This window comes from Pontibacter coccineus (genome assembly GCF_030546575.1).
GTDB classification, from domain to species: domain Bacteria; phylum Bacteroidota; class Bacteroidia; order Cytophagales; family Hymenobacteraceae; genus Pontibacter; species Pontibacter coccineus.
The window spans coordinates 611,830-627,395 of sequence record NZ_JAUOTN010000004.1 but is presented as its reverse complement, the minus strand read 5'-3'; the positions used below and the strand labels follow the sequence as shown (position 1 = coordinate 627,395).

8 protein-coding genes are annotated in these 15,566 nt (G+C 52.5%); 3 read left to right on the top strand and 5 right to left on the bottom strand.

Translation table 11 applies throughout. From position 1 onward, the window contains the following. Positions 1 to 221: 221 nt before the first annotated feature. Positions 222 to 1,442 (bottom strand): NAD(P)-dependent oxidoreductase, encoded by a 1,221-nt coding sequence (locus tag Q4E40_RS12680; protein ID WP_303412618.1) that lies wholly within the window; start codon positions 1,440 to 1,442, stop codon positions 222 to 224. Positions 1,443 to 1,698: 256 nt separating this feature from the next. On the opposite strand from Q4E40_RS12680, the gene gcvP reads away from it, so the two are divergent. Then, the gene (gene gcvP, locus Q4E40_RS12675) at positions 1,699 to 4,617 is read left to right on the top strand and encodes an aminomethyl-transferring glycine dehydrogenase (protein ID WP_303412616.1); all 2,919 of its coding nucleotides are present in this window, start codon (positions 1,699 to 1,701) and stop codon (positions 4,615 to 4,617) included. Positions 4,618 to 4,847: 230 nt separating this feature from the next. Next, positions 4,848 to 5,435 carry a DUF4136 domain-containing protein gene (locus Q4E40_RS12670; protein WP_303412614.1) on the top strand — a complete coding sequence of 196 codons (588 nt, stop codon included), beginning with the start codon at positions 4,848 to 4,850 and terminating at the stop codon, positions 5,433 to 5,435. Between the two features lies 1 nt (position 5,436). Here Q4E40_RS12670 and Q4E40_RS12665 read toward each other — a convergent pair whose 3' ends face one another. Further along, a complete protein-coding gene (locus tag Q4E40_RS12665) occupies positions 5,437 to 7,737 on the bottom strand; it encodes a TonB-dependent receptor domain-containing protein (protein ID WP_303412613.1) in 2,301 nt (766 codons plus the stop codon). A gap of 177 nt (positions 7,738 to 7,914) precedes the next feature. Here Q4E40_RS12665 and Q4E40_RS12660 point away from each other — a divergent pair, with 177 nt between their 5' ends. Continuing rightward, positions 7,915 to 8,220, top strand: a complete 306-nt coding sequence (locus tag Q4E40_RS12660) for a hypothetical protein (protein ID WP_303412611.1) — start codon at positions 7,915 to 7,917, stop codon at positions 8,218 to 8,220. Between the two features lie 99 nt (positions 8,221 to 8,319). Here Q4E40_RS12660 and Q4E40_RS12655 read toward each other — a convergent pair whose 3' ends face one another. The 3 genes from Q4E40_RS12655 to Q4E40_RS12645 are packed head-to-tail and all read right to left on the bottom strand — an operon-like array spanning position 8,320 to position 15,346. After that, positions 8,320 to 10,302, bottom strand: a complete 1,983-nt coding sequence (locus Q4E40_RS12655; protein WP_303412610.1) for an OmpA family protein — start codon at positions 10,300 to 10,302, stop codon at positions 8,320 to 8,322. An 18-nt stretch (positions 10,303 to 10,320) separates the two neighbouring features. After that, positions 10,321 to 11,256: a PorP/SprF family type IX secretion system membrane protein gene (locus tag Q4E40_RS12650; protein WP_303412609.1), complete on the bottom strand. Its 936-nt coding sequence runs from the start codon at positions 11,254 to 11,256 to the stop codon at positions 10,321 to 10,323. Positions 11,257 to 11,287: 31 nt separating this feature from the next. Then, positions 11,288 to 15,346 carry an ice-binding family protein gene (locus Q4E40_RS12645; protein WP_303412607.1) on the bottom strand — a complete coding sequence of 1,353 codons (4,059 nt, stop codon included), beginning with the start codon at positions 15,344 to 15,346 and terminating at the stop codon, positions 11,288 to 11,290. Positions 15,347 to 15,566: the final 220 nt, after the last annotated feature.

Here is a 15,566-nt window from a genome sequence, read left to right as displayed (position 1 = left end):
CCCGCCGCCCCCGGGCGGTTCCGCCTAACTGTCTGTGTGGCACCACCGAAATCTTTCAAATAATCTCAAAGTTTTTTGTTGTAACTTCAGTCGACCTCTTATTAGATCGTTTTTTACAGCTATTCCCTGTTTTCACCCTCTCTTTAAAACAAAACAAGGTATAGACTTTTGCTTTGTCTATACCTTGCCTGCTATAACTCTATTATATAGAGTCTCACTTCTTATACTGTTGCTGCCTCCGCATATTCCTTCAGATACTTATACCTTTCAGTCAGTTTTCCTCCTTTCGCTATGGTAGCCCTTTCCAGCATACCGCCTTCATCTTTATTAAAGAACTGCGGGAACACATAATCTATAATGTTTCGGCCGAAGTCGCGGGAGGCGTTGCGGGGTAACTCGCAGGGCAGGTTGTCGACGGCCATTACGGTGATGTTGTCTTTTCTACTATAGGCGGGCTCGATCCCTCCTGTTTCCGGGTTGTAATCGTAGGCGGGCTCAGGTATGGTGGTTGCATGCTTGGTAGTGGGTATAGAGCCATCCACGTCGCAGGTGATATCGGCAATGGTATCGATTTTGAAATCGGGCTGACGTGTGTCTTCTTCCGTGAACAGCTTCGGCGCACGCGGATGCCAGTAGGCGCAGGCCAGCAGCAGGTCGGTTACTTTGGTAAACTTGCGGAAGGTGGACTGGTATAGCTCCGGGTGAGCGTAGAAATCCGGCGAGTCCCATACCTCTACATCGGGGCGGTTGTTGTAGTCGCCGGAGTGCAGCTGGGCGTACACGGGCTCGTTGAACTGCTTGTACAGGTAGTCGAAAACGCTCACCTTTCTTATTTCCATTTTGTCGAGTACTTCCATGGCACCGCCTGCCACACGTCCACCGCCAGTCACGGCGATCTTGATTGGCGGCAGCTTCACCTTAAAGTATTCTTCCTGCATGTCTTCCATCTCGTGGCAGAGGTAGGCGGGCTTCAGATCGAAGAGCTTCCATTTTTTGCCATAGGTGAGGATGCCGTTATATGCGCCCACTATACCTGCATACCTGCCAAAGGCCACCACGCGCTGCCCCTGTGCATTGGTCAGGAGTTCATAGTCTATCAAGGTGATGTTCTTGTCGAGCACCGCCCGCAGAAGTTTGGCGTTGTGCGGCTGCTTCTTGATGGTATGCGAGAAGAAGAAATAAGTCTTGTCCGGGATCAGCTGGTCTATCGGCACTTCCTTTACGCCCATCAGCGCGTCGCAGTCGCTCAGGTCCGGCTGCAGGGCTATACCTAGCTCGGCATACTCTTCGTCCGTAAAGCAGCGCACCTCGCTGGGCTGCACCACTACCTCTGCCCCCGGAAACTCCTGCATGGCCTCTTCACACTTCTTAGGAGTGAGCGGCACGCGCTTGTCCACTGGTATTTTGCCTTCTCTGATAATGCCAATCTTAACTTTTTCCATCGATGCGTCTTTCTGAATTCTTCTGTCGAATTTTGTGTTTGTCAGTCTGGGGAATGTTGTCAACTACACCTTATATATAGACAGGTCATTTGTACCACCCTTTAAGGTCACTTACCACACCCCGAACTATTTAGCTTTCAAGCTTCAATATAATAAACAATTACTATTACTTTTGTAGAAATTATTGAAAGAGAGCCTTTGGCTTGTCTTCCACTGGAAAGTTAAAACCCAAATTCCCAATCAATACTTCATCATTATGATTCTTAAAACAAAACCTGCTGACACTTTTAAGGAGCGCCACAACGGTCCTGACAAAGAGCAAATGCAGGACATGCTTAAAACCATCGGGGTGAACTCGCTGGACCAACTGATTGAGGAGACCGTACCGGCCGCCATTAGACTTAAGAAGCCGCTGAACCTGCCAAAGGCTCTTTCTGAAACCAACTTCCTGAAGAAATTCGGTGAGATTGCCAGAAAGAACAAGGTATACAAATCGTATATCGGCTTGGGCTACAACGACACCATCATGCCACCGGTAATCCTCCGCAACATTATGGAGAACCCGGGTTGGTATACTGCCTATACCCCGTACCAGGCGGAAATTGCGCAGGGCCGTCTGGAGGCGCTGATCAACTACCAGACCATGGTGATGGACCTGACCGGTATGGAGATCGCCAACGCCTCTTTGCTGGACGAAGGCACTGCTGCCGCTGAGGCCATGGGTATGTTCTTTGCACAGCGCAAAGGCGCACGCAAGAATGCCAACCGCTTCTTCGTGTCGAACCTGGTACTGCCGCAAACTTTGGATATCCTTACTTCACGCGCTATACCTATCGGCATTGAGCTGGTGATCGGCGATCACCGCGAGGTAGATTTTTCTGACGAGACATTGTTTGGTGCCCTGGTGCAGTACCCTGCTGCCGACGGTGCCATTTTCGATTATACTGACTTCATCAGCAAAGCGCACGCCCAGGATATCCTAGTAGCTGTAGCGGCTGATATTCTTTCTTTGACATTGCTCACACCTCCGGGTGAAATGGGCGCCGACGTAGTGGTAGGTACTACACAGCGTTTCGGTGTGCCAATGGGCTTTGGTGGTCCGCATGCGGCTTACTTTGCTACGAAGGATGCCTTCAAGCGTGTGATCCCGGGCCGTATCATCGGTATTTCGGTGGACGCCGCCGGCGACAGAGCCTACCGTATGGCGTTGCAGACACGTGAGCAGCACATCCGTCGTGAGAAAGCTACTTCGAACATCTGTACCGCGCAGGTACTGCTGGCGGTAATCGCCGGTATGTATACCGTGTACCATGGCCCACGTCGCCTGAAGTACATCGGTCTGAACACGCACTCTTTGGCGCAGCAACTGGAGAAAGGCCTGAAGGCACTTGGCTTTGAGCAGCTGAACGAAGCTTACTTCGATACGCTGAAAATTGCAGTGGAGAGCGCTGACATGAAAGCAGCCATCCGCACAGAGGCAGAAGCGGCAGGCATCAACTTCCGTTATTTCGAAGAGAACTTCATCGGTATTTCCCTGCACCAGAACACAGAGCTGGAAGACGTGCAAGACATCCTGGCCGTGTTTGCGAAAGTGGCCGGCAAGTCTGCTGACGTGCTGGGTATAGACGAGCTGCCAGAAGAGACAGAGATTACCTGGTCTGAGAAACTGATCCGCACGAGTGATTACCTCACGCACGAGGTGTTCAACAAGCACCACTCCGAGCACGAGATCCTGCGCTACATGAAGCACCTGGAGAACAAAGACATTTCATTGGTTCACTCCATGATCTCTTTGGGTTCTTGCACCATGAAGCTGAACGCCACAGCCGAGATGATTCCGGTTACCTGGCCAGAAATCGGTCAGTTGCACCCATTCGCACCTGCCGACCAGACACAAGGCTATGCCGAGATCTTCAAGAACCTGGAAGCCTGGCTGTGCGAAATTACCCGTTTCGACGCGATGTCGCTGCAGCCTAACTCAGGCGCACAAGGCGAGTACGCTGGTCTGATGGTGATCCGTGCGTACCACGAGTCGCGTGGTGATCATCACCGTAACGTTGCCCTGATCCCTTCTTCTGCACACGGCACCAACCCTGCTTCGGCGGTAATGGCCGGTATGAAAGTGGTGATCGTGAAGTGCGACGAGAAAGGTAACATCGACGTGGCGGACCTGCGCGCGAAAGCCGAGCAACATAAGAATGAGCTGTCTTGCCTGATGGTGACTTACCCGTCTACACACGGTGTATATGAGGAGTCCATCATCGAGATCTGCCAGGTTATTCACGATAACGGTGGCCGTGTTTACATGGACGGTGCCAACATGAACGCTCAGGTAGGCCTTACTTCGCCAGCCCACATCGGTGCTGACGTTTGTCACCTGAACCTGCACAAGACGTTCTGTATCCCTCACGGTGGTGGTGGTCCTGGCATGGGCCCAATCGGAGTTGTGAAAGACCTGGCTCCGTTCCTGCCGGGTCACGCGGTGGTTGACCTTGGTCGTCCGGAAGCGATCCACGCGATTTCGGCTGCTCCCTGGGGTTCTGCTTCTATCCTGCCGATCTCTTATGCTTACATCGCCATGATGGGCGGTGATGGTCTGACAGAGGCTACCAAACTGGCGATCCTGAACGCCAACTACATCAAGGCACGTCTGGAGAAACACTACCCGGTGCTGTATGTAGGGGCTAACGGCCGCTGCGCGCACGAAATGATCCTCGATTGCCGTGAGTTCAAGAAGTTCGGCGTAGAAGTAGAGGACATTGCCAAGCGCTTGATGGACTACGGTTTCCACGCGCCAACCGTGTCGTTCCCGGTAGCGGGCACGCTGATGGTGGAGCCAACCGAGTCAGAAGCACAGGAAGAGCTGGACAGATTCTGCGAGGTGATGATCTCGATCCGTGAGGAAATTCGTGAGATTGAAGCTGGCAAGGCTGACCAGAAAGACAACGTGCTCAAGAACGCACCGCATACCTTGAAAGTGGTGATGGTGGAGAACTGGGAGCGTCCTTACTCTCGCGAGAAGGCAGTATTCCCGATGGCATACCTGCGCGACAACAAGGTATGGCCAACCGTTAGCCGCATCGACAGTGCTTATGGCGACCGTAACCTGGTATGCTCTTGCGCTCCGATCGAGGCCTACAACGAGAATGAAAGTGAGATGGTAGCCATCGGCTAATCCATTTTTAGACTTATACCTGAAAAGCCTGGCCCTCGTGGTCAGGCTTTTTTGTTTTTGGTGGTGTGGGTGTTAAGTCTATCCAGATCTCTCAATTCTTTCGAGATGACAATATTGCTGTTCGCTCCCTAGGTTGACGACATTGCCCCTAGCCCTTCGCCTATACCTACTCATTGCATCATCCCGTATACCTGTTGTAGTCACAATCCTATACCTAAACCAACAGTCTTATGCGAAACGCTATACCTAATCTGAGCCAGTGGCTATACCTTCTACCTGCTTTTTTGATCGGTTTGGGCGGCTGTATACCTTCTATGGTAGCTGACAGTGCCTACGACCGCAGCGTGGATTTCCAGATTTACCGAACCTTTGCGCTCTTGGAGCCGGAGATGGCCAATACCTCTGCCGATCCGAACCTGTACGAACCATTGCTGGACCGGCGGGTGCGCGATGCCATTGCTGCAGAACTGGTCAAGAAAGGTATGACGTTGGATGCTGAGAACCCGGATCTGTTGGTAGCTTATGATGTGTCGGTGGCGCAGGACGCGTCTACTGCTTCGCCTGATTTTGGCTATGCTTATTGGTTCGGCTACCGCAACAACTACAGCACCTCCGACTTTCCCAACTACAGGCCCGTAGGCCAGTATGCGCCCGGCTCCATGCTCATCGATCTGGTATCGGCCAGCACCAACGAACTGGTTTGGCGCGGTGTGGCAGAAGGTGACATACTAGCGACGCAGACGGACGAGCGCAAGATCAGAAGAGCCATCATCAGCATCTTGTCGCTATACCCGCCTAACCAACCGGTCAGAAGGTAAATCACAGCCGATACGACAGACTCAGCCCACCATAATAGTTTCGTGGAGAAGCCGGCTGAAAGTAGCGTCCGCCAAAAGCATTCAGGTCGTTGCCCAGGCTATACTTCTGATCTGTCAGGTTTTCAGCGCCTGCAAAAACATCCAGCGCAAAGTGTCTCCCCAGTTCACGTTTCAGCCCGAGTCGGGCACCTGCTACCACATAGGCATCGGCATACACGGTGTTTTCGTCGGTGAGCGGAATCTCATCCACGTAGTTGGCCGTCAGGTATAGGTATAGCCCGAAGCGGGTGGCCAGGTCAAGGCCAGCGGTTAAGGTGTGCGGGGCCACGCCGGTGAGTTGGTTGCCGCTCAGATCAGCCTCATCTTTCTGGTAATCGCGGAAACGGAAGTGGCTGTAGGTATAGCTGCTCCATACCTTGAGCAAGCTCACTAGCTGTGTGGCATCTTCCAGCAAGGTATAGCCCAGGGCAGCTTCGAGTCCGCTCTGCGAAGTCGCACCCACGTTTCTGAACACAGCTATACTGGATAAGTCCTGCCGGCTTGCAATCGTTTCGCGCAACCGGAAATGAAAGGCCACCACATCAAAGCTCAACTTTCTGCCCAAGGTATAGCCGCGTATACCTGCCTCGTAGTTAATGCCTTTCTCTGCTTCCAAATCCTGATTGAGCGCGCCATCGGAGGTAAGCAACTCTTCTTCGGAGGGTGGTGAAAAACCCGCACTTACGCTACCATGCAACGACACCTGATCGGTCAGGCGCTTGAGCAAGGCCACACGTGGCGAAAGCACCGCGCTGAAATCGCGGGTATACTGGTAGGGGCCACCATCGGGAGCCTGGTGCAGGCGCGTGATCTCATACCGGGTGTCGTTCAGGCTGAGGGCAGCCGTTGCGATCCAGTTGCTGGGTAGCTCGAATTCAGCTTGCGTGAAAAGCAAGCCGGTTTTGGCCAGCACTTCGTCGTCGGTACGCAGCGAATCGGTGCGGCCGCGGTTGTTATCGTATGTGCGGGCAGCCTCAAAGCCGCGCTGGTATTCCCCTCCGAAGGTGATCGTTGTTCCTATATCGCCTAAGTTGGTAGTATACAGAAATCGGCTTCGGGCCCCGTATTCCTGGTTGGTGTTGCGCTCGTAGTCGGTATTGAACGGGTGGTCTCTATATCGGAACAGGCCATACAGGGCGGTCGTGTTTTTCCAGTTGTCGCTAAAGCGGTACTCCTGCGACAGGCCAAGGTTTATACCTTGCTGGTTCATGGAGGCATTTTGTGCCACGCTCCCGAACGTGCCGCCGCGTGCCTGCCGCGGGTTTTGCTCATACTGCTCCCGGGTCAGTCCGCCAGGGAGCTGGTAAAACAGATCGGAGTAAACCAGGTTAGCCTGGATCGTGCTCTTCCCGGATGGATTGAAAATAGAGGTGAGCAGCAGTGTCTGGCGGTCCATGCCCGATTGCTCCCGGTAGCCGTCGAGTCGCTGGCGGGTATACTGCAGGTATAGACTCTGCTTCTCGCCACCCACGCTAGCACTGGCGGTATAGCGTTTCAATCCAAAAGACCCGAAGGTGGTGCCCACCTGTAAAACCCTCTCCCCGGAAGCCGCCCTCCGCGGTTCAAGCAACACCGTGCCGCCTGTTCCCGCTCCGTAAATGCTTCCTGTTGGGCCTTTCAGAATTTCGACGCTATTGAAGTTGGCCGCATCCAGCAGGTTCAGATTCGTGATGCCGTTCGACTCGGTAAACGGAATCTCGCCCAGGTATATCTTCACGTTGCGGATGCCATAAGGCGAGCGTAAACTACTACCCCTGATAGAAAGCCGATAACTGGCCGTAGCCCGCTCCTCCATCCGCACACCTGGCACGGTGTTCACTGCCCGCACCAGAGAACTTTCGTCAAAACGCTCGATTACTTCCCGGTCGATGATACTGATGGCGCCGGCAGTTTCCAGCAAAGGTCGGTTGCTCTCATAGCCTGTTACGACTACTTCCGATAGGTTTGCTGCTAATGGCTGCAGGTATACCTGCAGTGCTATACCTGGCTGTAAGTGCTGCATTAACACCGTATCCGGCTTATACCCGATGTGTGAGATCAAAATGAAAGCCGCCTGGTCTTCTACAGTTAAATCAAAGCGACCGGAAGCGTTGGTCAGCGTTTGTTCGCCGCTACTGGCCGTGATGGTCACTCCTTCCAGCGGCTGTCGGGTTTGGGCGCGCAGTACCTGGCCCGTGACCTGCTGCTGGGCATAACTCAACAGGGGCAACAGCAGCAGGATAGTCAGGAAACAGAGGCGTAGCGGGAGTAGCGTTGGGTTCATGGGTGCAAGTTAGCTGCTAACAAAACGGCTTATACCTGTAAAGGGTTAAAATTATGCAGGATTTGCTAAGCCTTCCCATTTACAACCATCATAACTGGCGTTCGGTTAATTCAAATCACCAATCATTTTCCTGAATTTAATCGAATAAAGATCATCTGAAAAATACTTACGACTGCCTTGGCAACGGCACTCACCCGCACTTCAGCCTTTGATCAGGGAAGTGAGAAACTAGTCAGCGCATCCGTAGAAGGCCATACCTTTAAACAAGCCCGGCCTGAAGCGACCGATGCGCACGTGAAACAACTTAGTCAGCCAAAAGAGTTTGTAGATTTTGTGACGGCCTTTTTGGTAGATGACACCGAAGCGCAGTTTGGACGAGTGGTTGGACGAGCTGCCCATAATGACGATTCACTCCTGATCACCGACAACTCAAATGGAGTCATATATTGGGTGGTACATAGTGCAGCTGGCAACAAACGTTAAATCATCAGGAAGCTATAAATGAAAAAAGGCTCCGTAGAATCTGCGGAGCCTTTCCAAACTATGAAAGCTAATGAAATTAAATTCTGTTAAAGGGAGTCCTTACCTGATTCGGAACTCGGTTCTTCTGTTCTGCTGATGCATTTCCTCCGGACAAGACACGCCATCGGTACATTTATTCACCAGCTTGGTCTTACCGTAACCTTTGGCTGTCAGCCTGTCTTTGGCTATACCTTTCCCGATCAGGTAATCCACGGCGGCCTGGGCTCTGCGCTCTGAAAGCACCTGGTTGTAGTTCAAACTTTCACGACTATCGGTATGCGAGCTCAGCTCAATCTTGATCGTCGGGTTTGCCACCAGCACTTCGGCGAGTTTATCCAGTTCTTTGGCAGCATCCGACCGGATATCCCACTTGTCCAGGTCGTAGTAGATATTCTCCAGCACAATGGCTACGTTCTTCTCGTCACGGTCAAACACCATGGCTACCTGCAAGGTATCCGGAGCGGTTTTGGGCACCACCACCAGCGCGTGCTGATTCAGGTAGCCTTGCTTGGAGCCTTGCATGACATATGAGTTTCCTTTGCGGCCATCCATAAAGTACTGCCCTTTTGTGTTTGTCACAACTGTGCTGCTATCGTTCACGTTTTGTAGCGCGATCAGGAGCTGCACCTGTGGCAGCGGGAGTTGCACGTTTTTCTTTTGCGCATTCTGCTTGCGCTCCAGCGTAGTCACAGCGATCACGACGGGCTTCTGCAACACTTTGAAGCTGTAGATATCATCGGTGCCGTTGCTGCTTTCGCGGTTAGACGACAGCAGACCGGTTTCTTCGTCTTCGTTGAACATGATGCCGTAGTCATTCTTCGACGAATTGATCGGGTGGCCCATGTTGTTCACAGCCGTCCAAGCAGCGTGTTTGCCCTCTGCCGCGAAAACGTCCAGACCGCCCATGCCCATGTGCCCGTCAGACGAGAAGTACAGTTTGCCATCCTGGTCCACGTAAGGGAAGCTTTCGCGACCCGGCGTGTTGATCAGGATACCGGCATTCACGGGCTCTCCCCAGCTTCCGTCCGGCTGACGCAAGGTATAGTAGATGTCCGTCTCGCCCACACCACCCGGCATGTCCGACACAAAGTACATGATCTTACCATCAGGCGAAAGGGCCGGATGGCCCACGGAGTATTCTGTCACTTTGTTAAAAGCGAATGGCTTGATCTCTGTCCAGGTAGTGCCGCGTCGTTGTGAGGAGTAAATCTCCAGACGGTTGATGTATTCTTCCACCTGCGACTTGTCTACCCAACTCGTCGGGTCGGCATTGCCGGACTTGCGCTGCTGCACCAGTTGGGTACGGGTGAAGTACAGCGTTTGTCCGTCTTCCGTGGCCGAAGCTGTGGCGTTGTGGTACTGGTCGTTGATCATTTCGTGCAGCGCCGTGGGTTTGCCCCAATTGCCGTTGCCATCGCGACTGGCCATAAAGAGCTGCAGATAGGGGCGACCGGTCCAGCCGTAGGTGCCGGTAGTTTTTCCCTCCTGATCTACCCCACGGTCTGATGTGAAAATGATCGCGTCTTTGCCGTAGTTCATCGGGCTGAAGTCAGAGAAGCCTTGGGCGTTCAGTCCGCTCAGGCGCTGTACTTCGGCCAGTGGCATTTTCTGGTTTATCCAGTTCATGGCTTTGTCGCAGGAGGCCATCAGGTATTGCGCGCGTTCCTCTGCAGCCGGCACTTCCTCGGCCCACAACATGTACTGCTGCTTGGCTTCGTCGTAGTTGCCATTGCTGCGCAGCGCCTCTGCATAATGGTAAATGTTCTGCGGATCGCGGCCCGGCATGGCCACCACCTGTGCATACCAGCGCTCCGCTTCCACGGTCTGGCGTGTCAGGCGGTAAGAGTCGGCGATGCGCTCGGCTGTTTTTACATCCGGCTTGCGCTTCTCAGCTGCTTTTTTGTACTGCTCTAGAGCCAGCGCAAATTCAAACTTTTCGTAGTGCTTGTTTGCCTTGCGAAGCTCCTGCTGCGCTTCGGCCACAGGGGCTGCGCTCAGGATCAGAGCAGCAGTAAGGTATAAGGGTATATGTCTGAAATTCATATGCGGTAAGAGCTAATATTAAAAGTATTGCGGCGTCAGCATTTTCGTGTCCTGCTTCTTGAAGAAGTAGTAACCCACTGAGATCTCGTGTGAGTGAAAACCATTCAGGTCGTTGAGCATGCGGTCGTAAGAGTAACCCAGGCGCAAGGCATTGGTCACCTGCAGTTCTGCGATCAGGGCCATGGCCGTGCGCTTCGTCACAGGATCGGCTTCCTCGTTCTTGTTGAACAGGTTCATGCTGGTGCGGTAAGAACTGCCCAGCCACAGGCGGTCGCCCAGTAGCACAAAACCGTTCAGGTCCACATTGGCAGGGGCATTGAAGTCCTCCTTGATCAGCACGCTTGGCTTCAGCTTCACAAAGCTGCTCACGTCAAACACATAGCCTGTTGTGAAGTAGTAGTGGCGAACCGGCTCGATCTGGAAAACGTCTTTGTATTGGATCAAATCGGAGGCGGATATACCTGCGTAGAAACGCGGCGTGTTAAAGTACACACCCAATTTCACATCCGGGCGGTAGAACACATCTTTTCCGGCAGGTATGCTCGGATCATCCACTATACCCAGCTCTGAACCATCCACCACGCTCTGCACTACACCAGCTGCTATACCCAGGCTCAGCGTTCCACGGGCGCTCACCGATACACGGGCCGCCGCATTGGCATAAGCCGAAGTGGTGGAATAGGCGCCGATCTTGTCGCGGGTGAAGTTCAAGCCCAGGCCCAGGCGCTCGTGGCTGGTCAGGCCATCCACACTCAGGGCCTGTGTCGTAGGCGCTCCGTCTATACCCGTCCACTGCGAGCGGTGGAAGGCGTTGATGTTGAGCACACCTTTGGTGCCAGTATAAGCCGGGTTAATGGCCATACTGTTGAAGATGTACTGCGAGTACTGCGGGTTTTGCTGGGCGTTCGCGGCAAAGGTGAAGAGCAGCGCCAGCAGGGTATAAAGTATTCTCATGGTAATAAAATTTTCAAATGAATGCACTCGCTTATCGGAAGATGGTCACGTAACCGGTGTAGTCCTGGTACTTGCCATCGCATAGCTTCACCCTTACTTTGTAGAAGTAAGTACCTTGTTCCAGTCCCTTGGCGGCCCAATCGTTCTTGTAGTTCTTCTGCTTGAACACCTCAGACCCCCAGCGGTTGAAAATCACCATTTCATTGTCCGGGAACTTGTCCAGGTTCTTCACCAGCCAATCGTCATTCTTGCCGTCGCCGTTCGGGCTGAAGGCTTTCGGGAAGTCCAGCTGTCCATCGGCTACCTTGGCATCCATGTCGATGCTAAACTCGGCCGAGCCTGCGCAGCTGCCGTTGTAGGCAATTACACTCACGCGGCCTGTTGCAGTCGGGCTGCTGGCTTTCACCTTAATAGTAGTAGTACCTTGACCAGACTCGATGGTGAAGCCCTCTGTTACCGTCCAGGTATAAGAAGTAGCTCCCTGTACCGGATCAGCGGTATAGATCAGGCCTTCGCACACGCTGCTGTTGTCCGTGATGCGGGTAACAGGAGCAGGAGGCATGGTGATGTCGATGTTCAGGCTAGACCAGTCGCTCATACCGCAACCGTTGATGGCACGTACACGCACGGTACCGCCTGTTTCAGCCGCTTTCACTGTAATGCTTGTGCCGTTGCTGGCTCCTTCTATCGTCAGGCCGCCGGTCGTTTCCCACTCGTAAGTGGTAGCGCCATGTATAGCCTCGATGCTGAAGGAGTTGCCGGTACTGTTAAGGCACACGTTTAGGTTGCTCTTGATCGCGCCAGGTGTTGCCGGCTTCAGCGACGGCGAAACAGCTAGCTTCGTTACAGCACCCGCACCGCAGTTTTTCACCGTGTTGGTTGCGTATACCTCAATATCGCCGCTTGTCTCACCTACTGTTACAATGATGCTGGTACCCGTCAGTTTGTCGGCGCTCCAGCCCTGCGGCACTGCCCAGGTATAGGCCATGCCTACTTCCGGGGATGCGATGCTGAACGTGAGCTTAGCGCCGATACAGCCGGTAGTTGCCGTGTTGGAAATAGATGGTGCTACTGGTTTCAGGGTCACTTTCACAGGTACACTGAGGGCTGCACTTGTATTACAGTCATTCCCGGTTTTCACCGTGATCTGATCTCCTGTTTTACCAACTTTCACTTTTACTACTCTGCCATTTTCCTCTTTACTTACAATGGTCCAATCAGCCGGGAAGGTCCAGGTATAGCTGGTGGCACCTGTTACTATTGGCGTGCTGAAAGTCGTTTCCTCGCCTTCGCATAAGTCCAGGTTACCTGTGATGATTTTCGGTATAGCCGGTGTTGGCGTCACGATCAGCACCTTCTCGGTGGTGGTGCTAAAGCCGCAGGCATTGGTCACCGTCAGGTATACCTTGCCGCCCAGCAGGCTCTGTCCTTTCGGACGAACACGCACGCTGGTGCCGGCATCGTTAGTACCTTCTACAAACTCGAGGTTGCTGTCCAGCGTCCACTTATAGGTAAGCCCTTCCACAGATGCGGCGCTCAGCGCTATACCTGTCGTGCTGTTGAAGCAAATGAGAGCCTCTCCGGTAATCGCTACTCCTGTTGGTTCGCCGGTCACATTCACAGTGGTTTCGGCAGTCTTGTTAACATCCTTACACTGGGTGTTCACGGTTACTTTTACCGTCTGAGCGTTCAGCGTGGTGCCCGCCGTAACGGTTATGGTGCTGCCGTCAGCTGATTTGCTTACCGTTTTCCAGCCTGCTGGCAGTGACCAGGTATAGGTACCCCCGATCACATCCGACGTTGCTTTGAATGTAAGCTCCCCGCCACGGCATACCGAAGTGGGCGCATCTACAAATGACAGCGTAATGTTTGAACTACATTTCACCTCCGGAATCACTACCTCGTCTTCGTCGTTGTCCGGGTCAGAATCATCAGGGTCGCCCGGGTTATCTGGATCGTCAGGGTTGTTCGGATCATCCGGGTTATTTGGGTCCGTAGGAGTTGGTTTATCTTTGCTGATGATACGGGCAATGTTGCGCACCTGGCCAGCCTTCATTAACTGAGCATTAATCACAAGCACGGCCGTTGCTTTTGCCTCCAGCGAAGGAACTTTGAATGCGCCGGTTGCCGGATCATACGAAGTGCCATTGCTAACATTGAAGTCTACCAACCGAAGGCCTGCAGGCAATTTCTCGCCGACCACGATATTCTTCTCTACTTTAGCACCGTTGTTAGTCACCACAATGCGGTACTGCACCATTTCGCCTACCATGTATTCTGCCTTGGCATTTACCAGTTCCTTGGTCACGCCCAGGTCTGGCAGGATGATCTCCACCTCGTCTTCGTCGTTGTCCGGGTCTTTGTCATTGTCCGGCGTGCGGTCGATGATCGTGGCCACGTTACGGATCGCTCCCGTGCCCACAATTTTGGCGTAAACAATCAGTGTCGCCGTGGTTTTTCCGGCCAGCGTTGCAATGTTGAGGATACCTGTTTTGGCATCGTACGTGGCACCACTCGTAACGGTATGTCTTACATACTCCAGCTCCTTCGGCAACTGCTCACGCACATTTACATTGGTCTGAGGTGCAGAGGCGTTGTTTGAAACCTTGATCTCAAAAGCCAGCACGTCATTTACTTTGTAATTTTCCTTCGGATCAATAAGTTTCTTAGTCACGCCCAGGTCAGGCAGGACGATCACTACTTCTTCTTCGTTGTCATCCGGATCCTTGTCATCCGGACGGTCGATGATCGTGGCCACGTTACGGATGTTGCCCGTGCTTATGATCTGGGCATACACGATGAGTGTAGCATATGCATTGCCCGCCAGGGTGGGGATGTTATAAATGCCTGTAGCCGGGGTATAGGTGGTGCCCGCAGTCGCCTCGTGGCGCACATACTTAAGCCCGCTTGCCAGCTGCTCGCTAACGTTTATGTTCTTTTCCTCTTTGGATGACGTGTTTACGATCTTGATCTCGTAGGCAATCACATCGCCCAGGTTATAGCTCGATTTCGGATCGACAATGCGTTTGGTCAGCCCTAAATTTGGCAGCACTATTTCTTCCTCGTCTTTATCATCATCAGGATTAGGATCCGGGTTATCTCCGATAATGATTACCTCGTTTGTGATATTGCCGGTACCGGTTACTTCAAATACCAGGCGGAGGCTTTGCTCTTCATACACCCCCATATCACCAATCACCCATTCGTTCTTCACCTGGTCGTAAGTTCCTTTTGTAGCAGGCTTTACTTCCACCAACTTCAACCCGGTTGGGATGCGCTCCTTCACTGCCACGTTGCGGGCTATACCCGGTCCGTTGTTGATGGCCGTAATGGTATAGGTCACGCGCGAGCCCAGCGATACGTTTGTGTTGTCAACATTCTTCTTGACATACAGGTCGGCGTTCGTCACGTTCTGCAGCACCGTCGGGTTGTTCTCGAAATAGATGGTGCCTCCCAGTGAGATGGCCCGACCATACAGCGAAACGCCTTTGCCAAAGGTGATGTCGCCTGTGGCAATGATGTTGCCGTACAGGCTGCTTGGGGCCTGAATCTCTACGTCACCGTCGACAACCCAGTAGATATTTTTAGTTTCAACACCTACGCCAGAAAGGCTGAGAGCGCCCGGGTTTACTTTCAGGTTACCGCTGATCTTAAACACGAAAATAGGAGAGCTGCCATCCTGTGTCACCAACAGCGAAATACCACTGATCGTGGCATTGCCCGTGATGCTGTAAACACCAGGGTAGATCTCGCGTCCATTGCCCAGGTCAGGGTTTAGGTTCTCGATCTCCTGAAGGGCGATCAGTTCCTGATACAGCCTGTTCGCGTCAGCCATCGCCTCCGCTGCTATTTCAGTACCTTTCTCTTTCTTGCCGGTTACTTCAAGGAATTCCTCTCCGACAATGACCTTGCCGGGGCTGATGCCGATGTCGCCGCGAATCCATGTTTTGTCGGGGCCTTTAACGACGATCTGTTCATTGGCCAGCGCAATGAACCTGTTAACGCGGCCTAAGTTGATTTCTGACTGCCCGAAGCTCAGGGTGGTAGCAGTAGTCAGAAAAAGGGTGAGAAGCAGTAGAATTCTACTCATAGGGAATATGTAAAAAAGCGTAATGAATCAGGCATAAATATAAACGTATTTCCATAAATTTTTACTATATCATGATACTTATATATTGTAAATAAGTTTAGTACAATATAAAAAATACAATATATAGCTTCTAATAGAATGTTATAACAGCAATTGCATAACATTATTCCCAGATCGTCCAGGTAAATATTTTTTTCAATAAAGTGGATTTACAGTACAA

What these genes read in the sequence shown, in the direction of transcription:
- Q4E40_RS12680 (WP_303412618.1), bottom strand. Translation starts at nt 1,442, where the DNA reads ATGGAAAAAGTTAAGATTGGCATTATCAGAGAAGGCAAAATACCAGTG.
- gcvP (WP_303412616.1), top strand. Translation starts at nt 1,699, where the DNA reads ATGATTCTTAAAACAAAACCTGCTGACACTTTTAAGGAGCGCCACAAC.
- Q4E40_RS12670 (WP_303412614.1), top strand. Translation starts at nt 4,848, where the DNA reads ATGCGAAACGCTATACCTAATCTGAGCCAGTGGCTATACCTTCTACCT.
- Q4E40_RS12665 (WP_303412613.1), bottom strand. Translation starts at nt 7,737, where the DNA reads ATGAACCCAACGCTACTCCCGCTACGCCTCTGTTTCCTGACTATCCTG.
- Q4E40_RS12655 (WP_303412610.1), bottom strand. Translation starts at nt 10,302, where the DNA reads ATGAATTTCAGACATATACCCTTATACCTTACTGCTGCTCTGATCCTG.
- Q4E40_RS12650 (WP_303412609.1), bottom strand. Translation starts at nt 11,256, where the DNA reads ATGAGAATACTTTATACCCTGCTGGCGCTGCTCTTCACCTTTGCCGCG.
- Q4E40_RS12645 (WP_303412607.1), bottom strand. Translation starts at nt 15,346, where the DNA reads ATGAGTAGAATTCTACTGCTTCTCACCCTTTTTCTGACTACTGCTACC.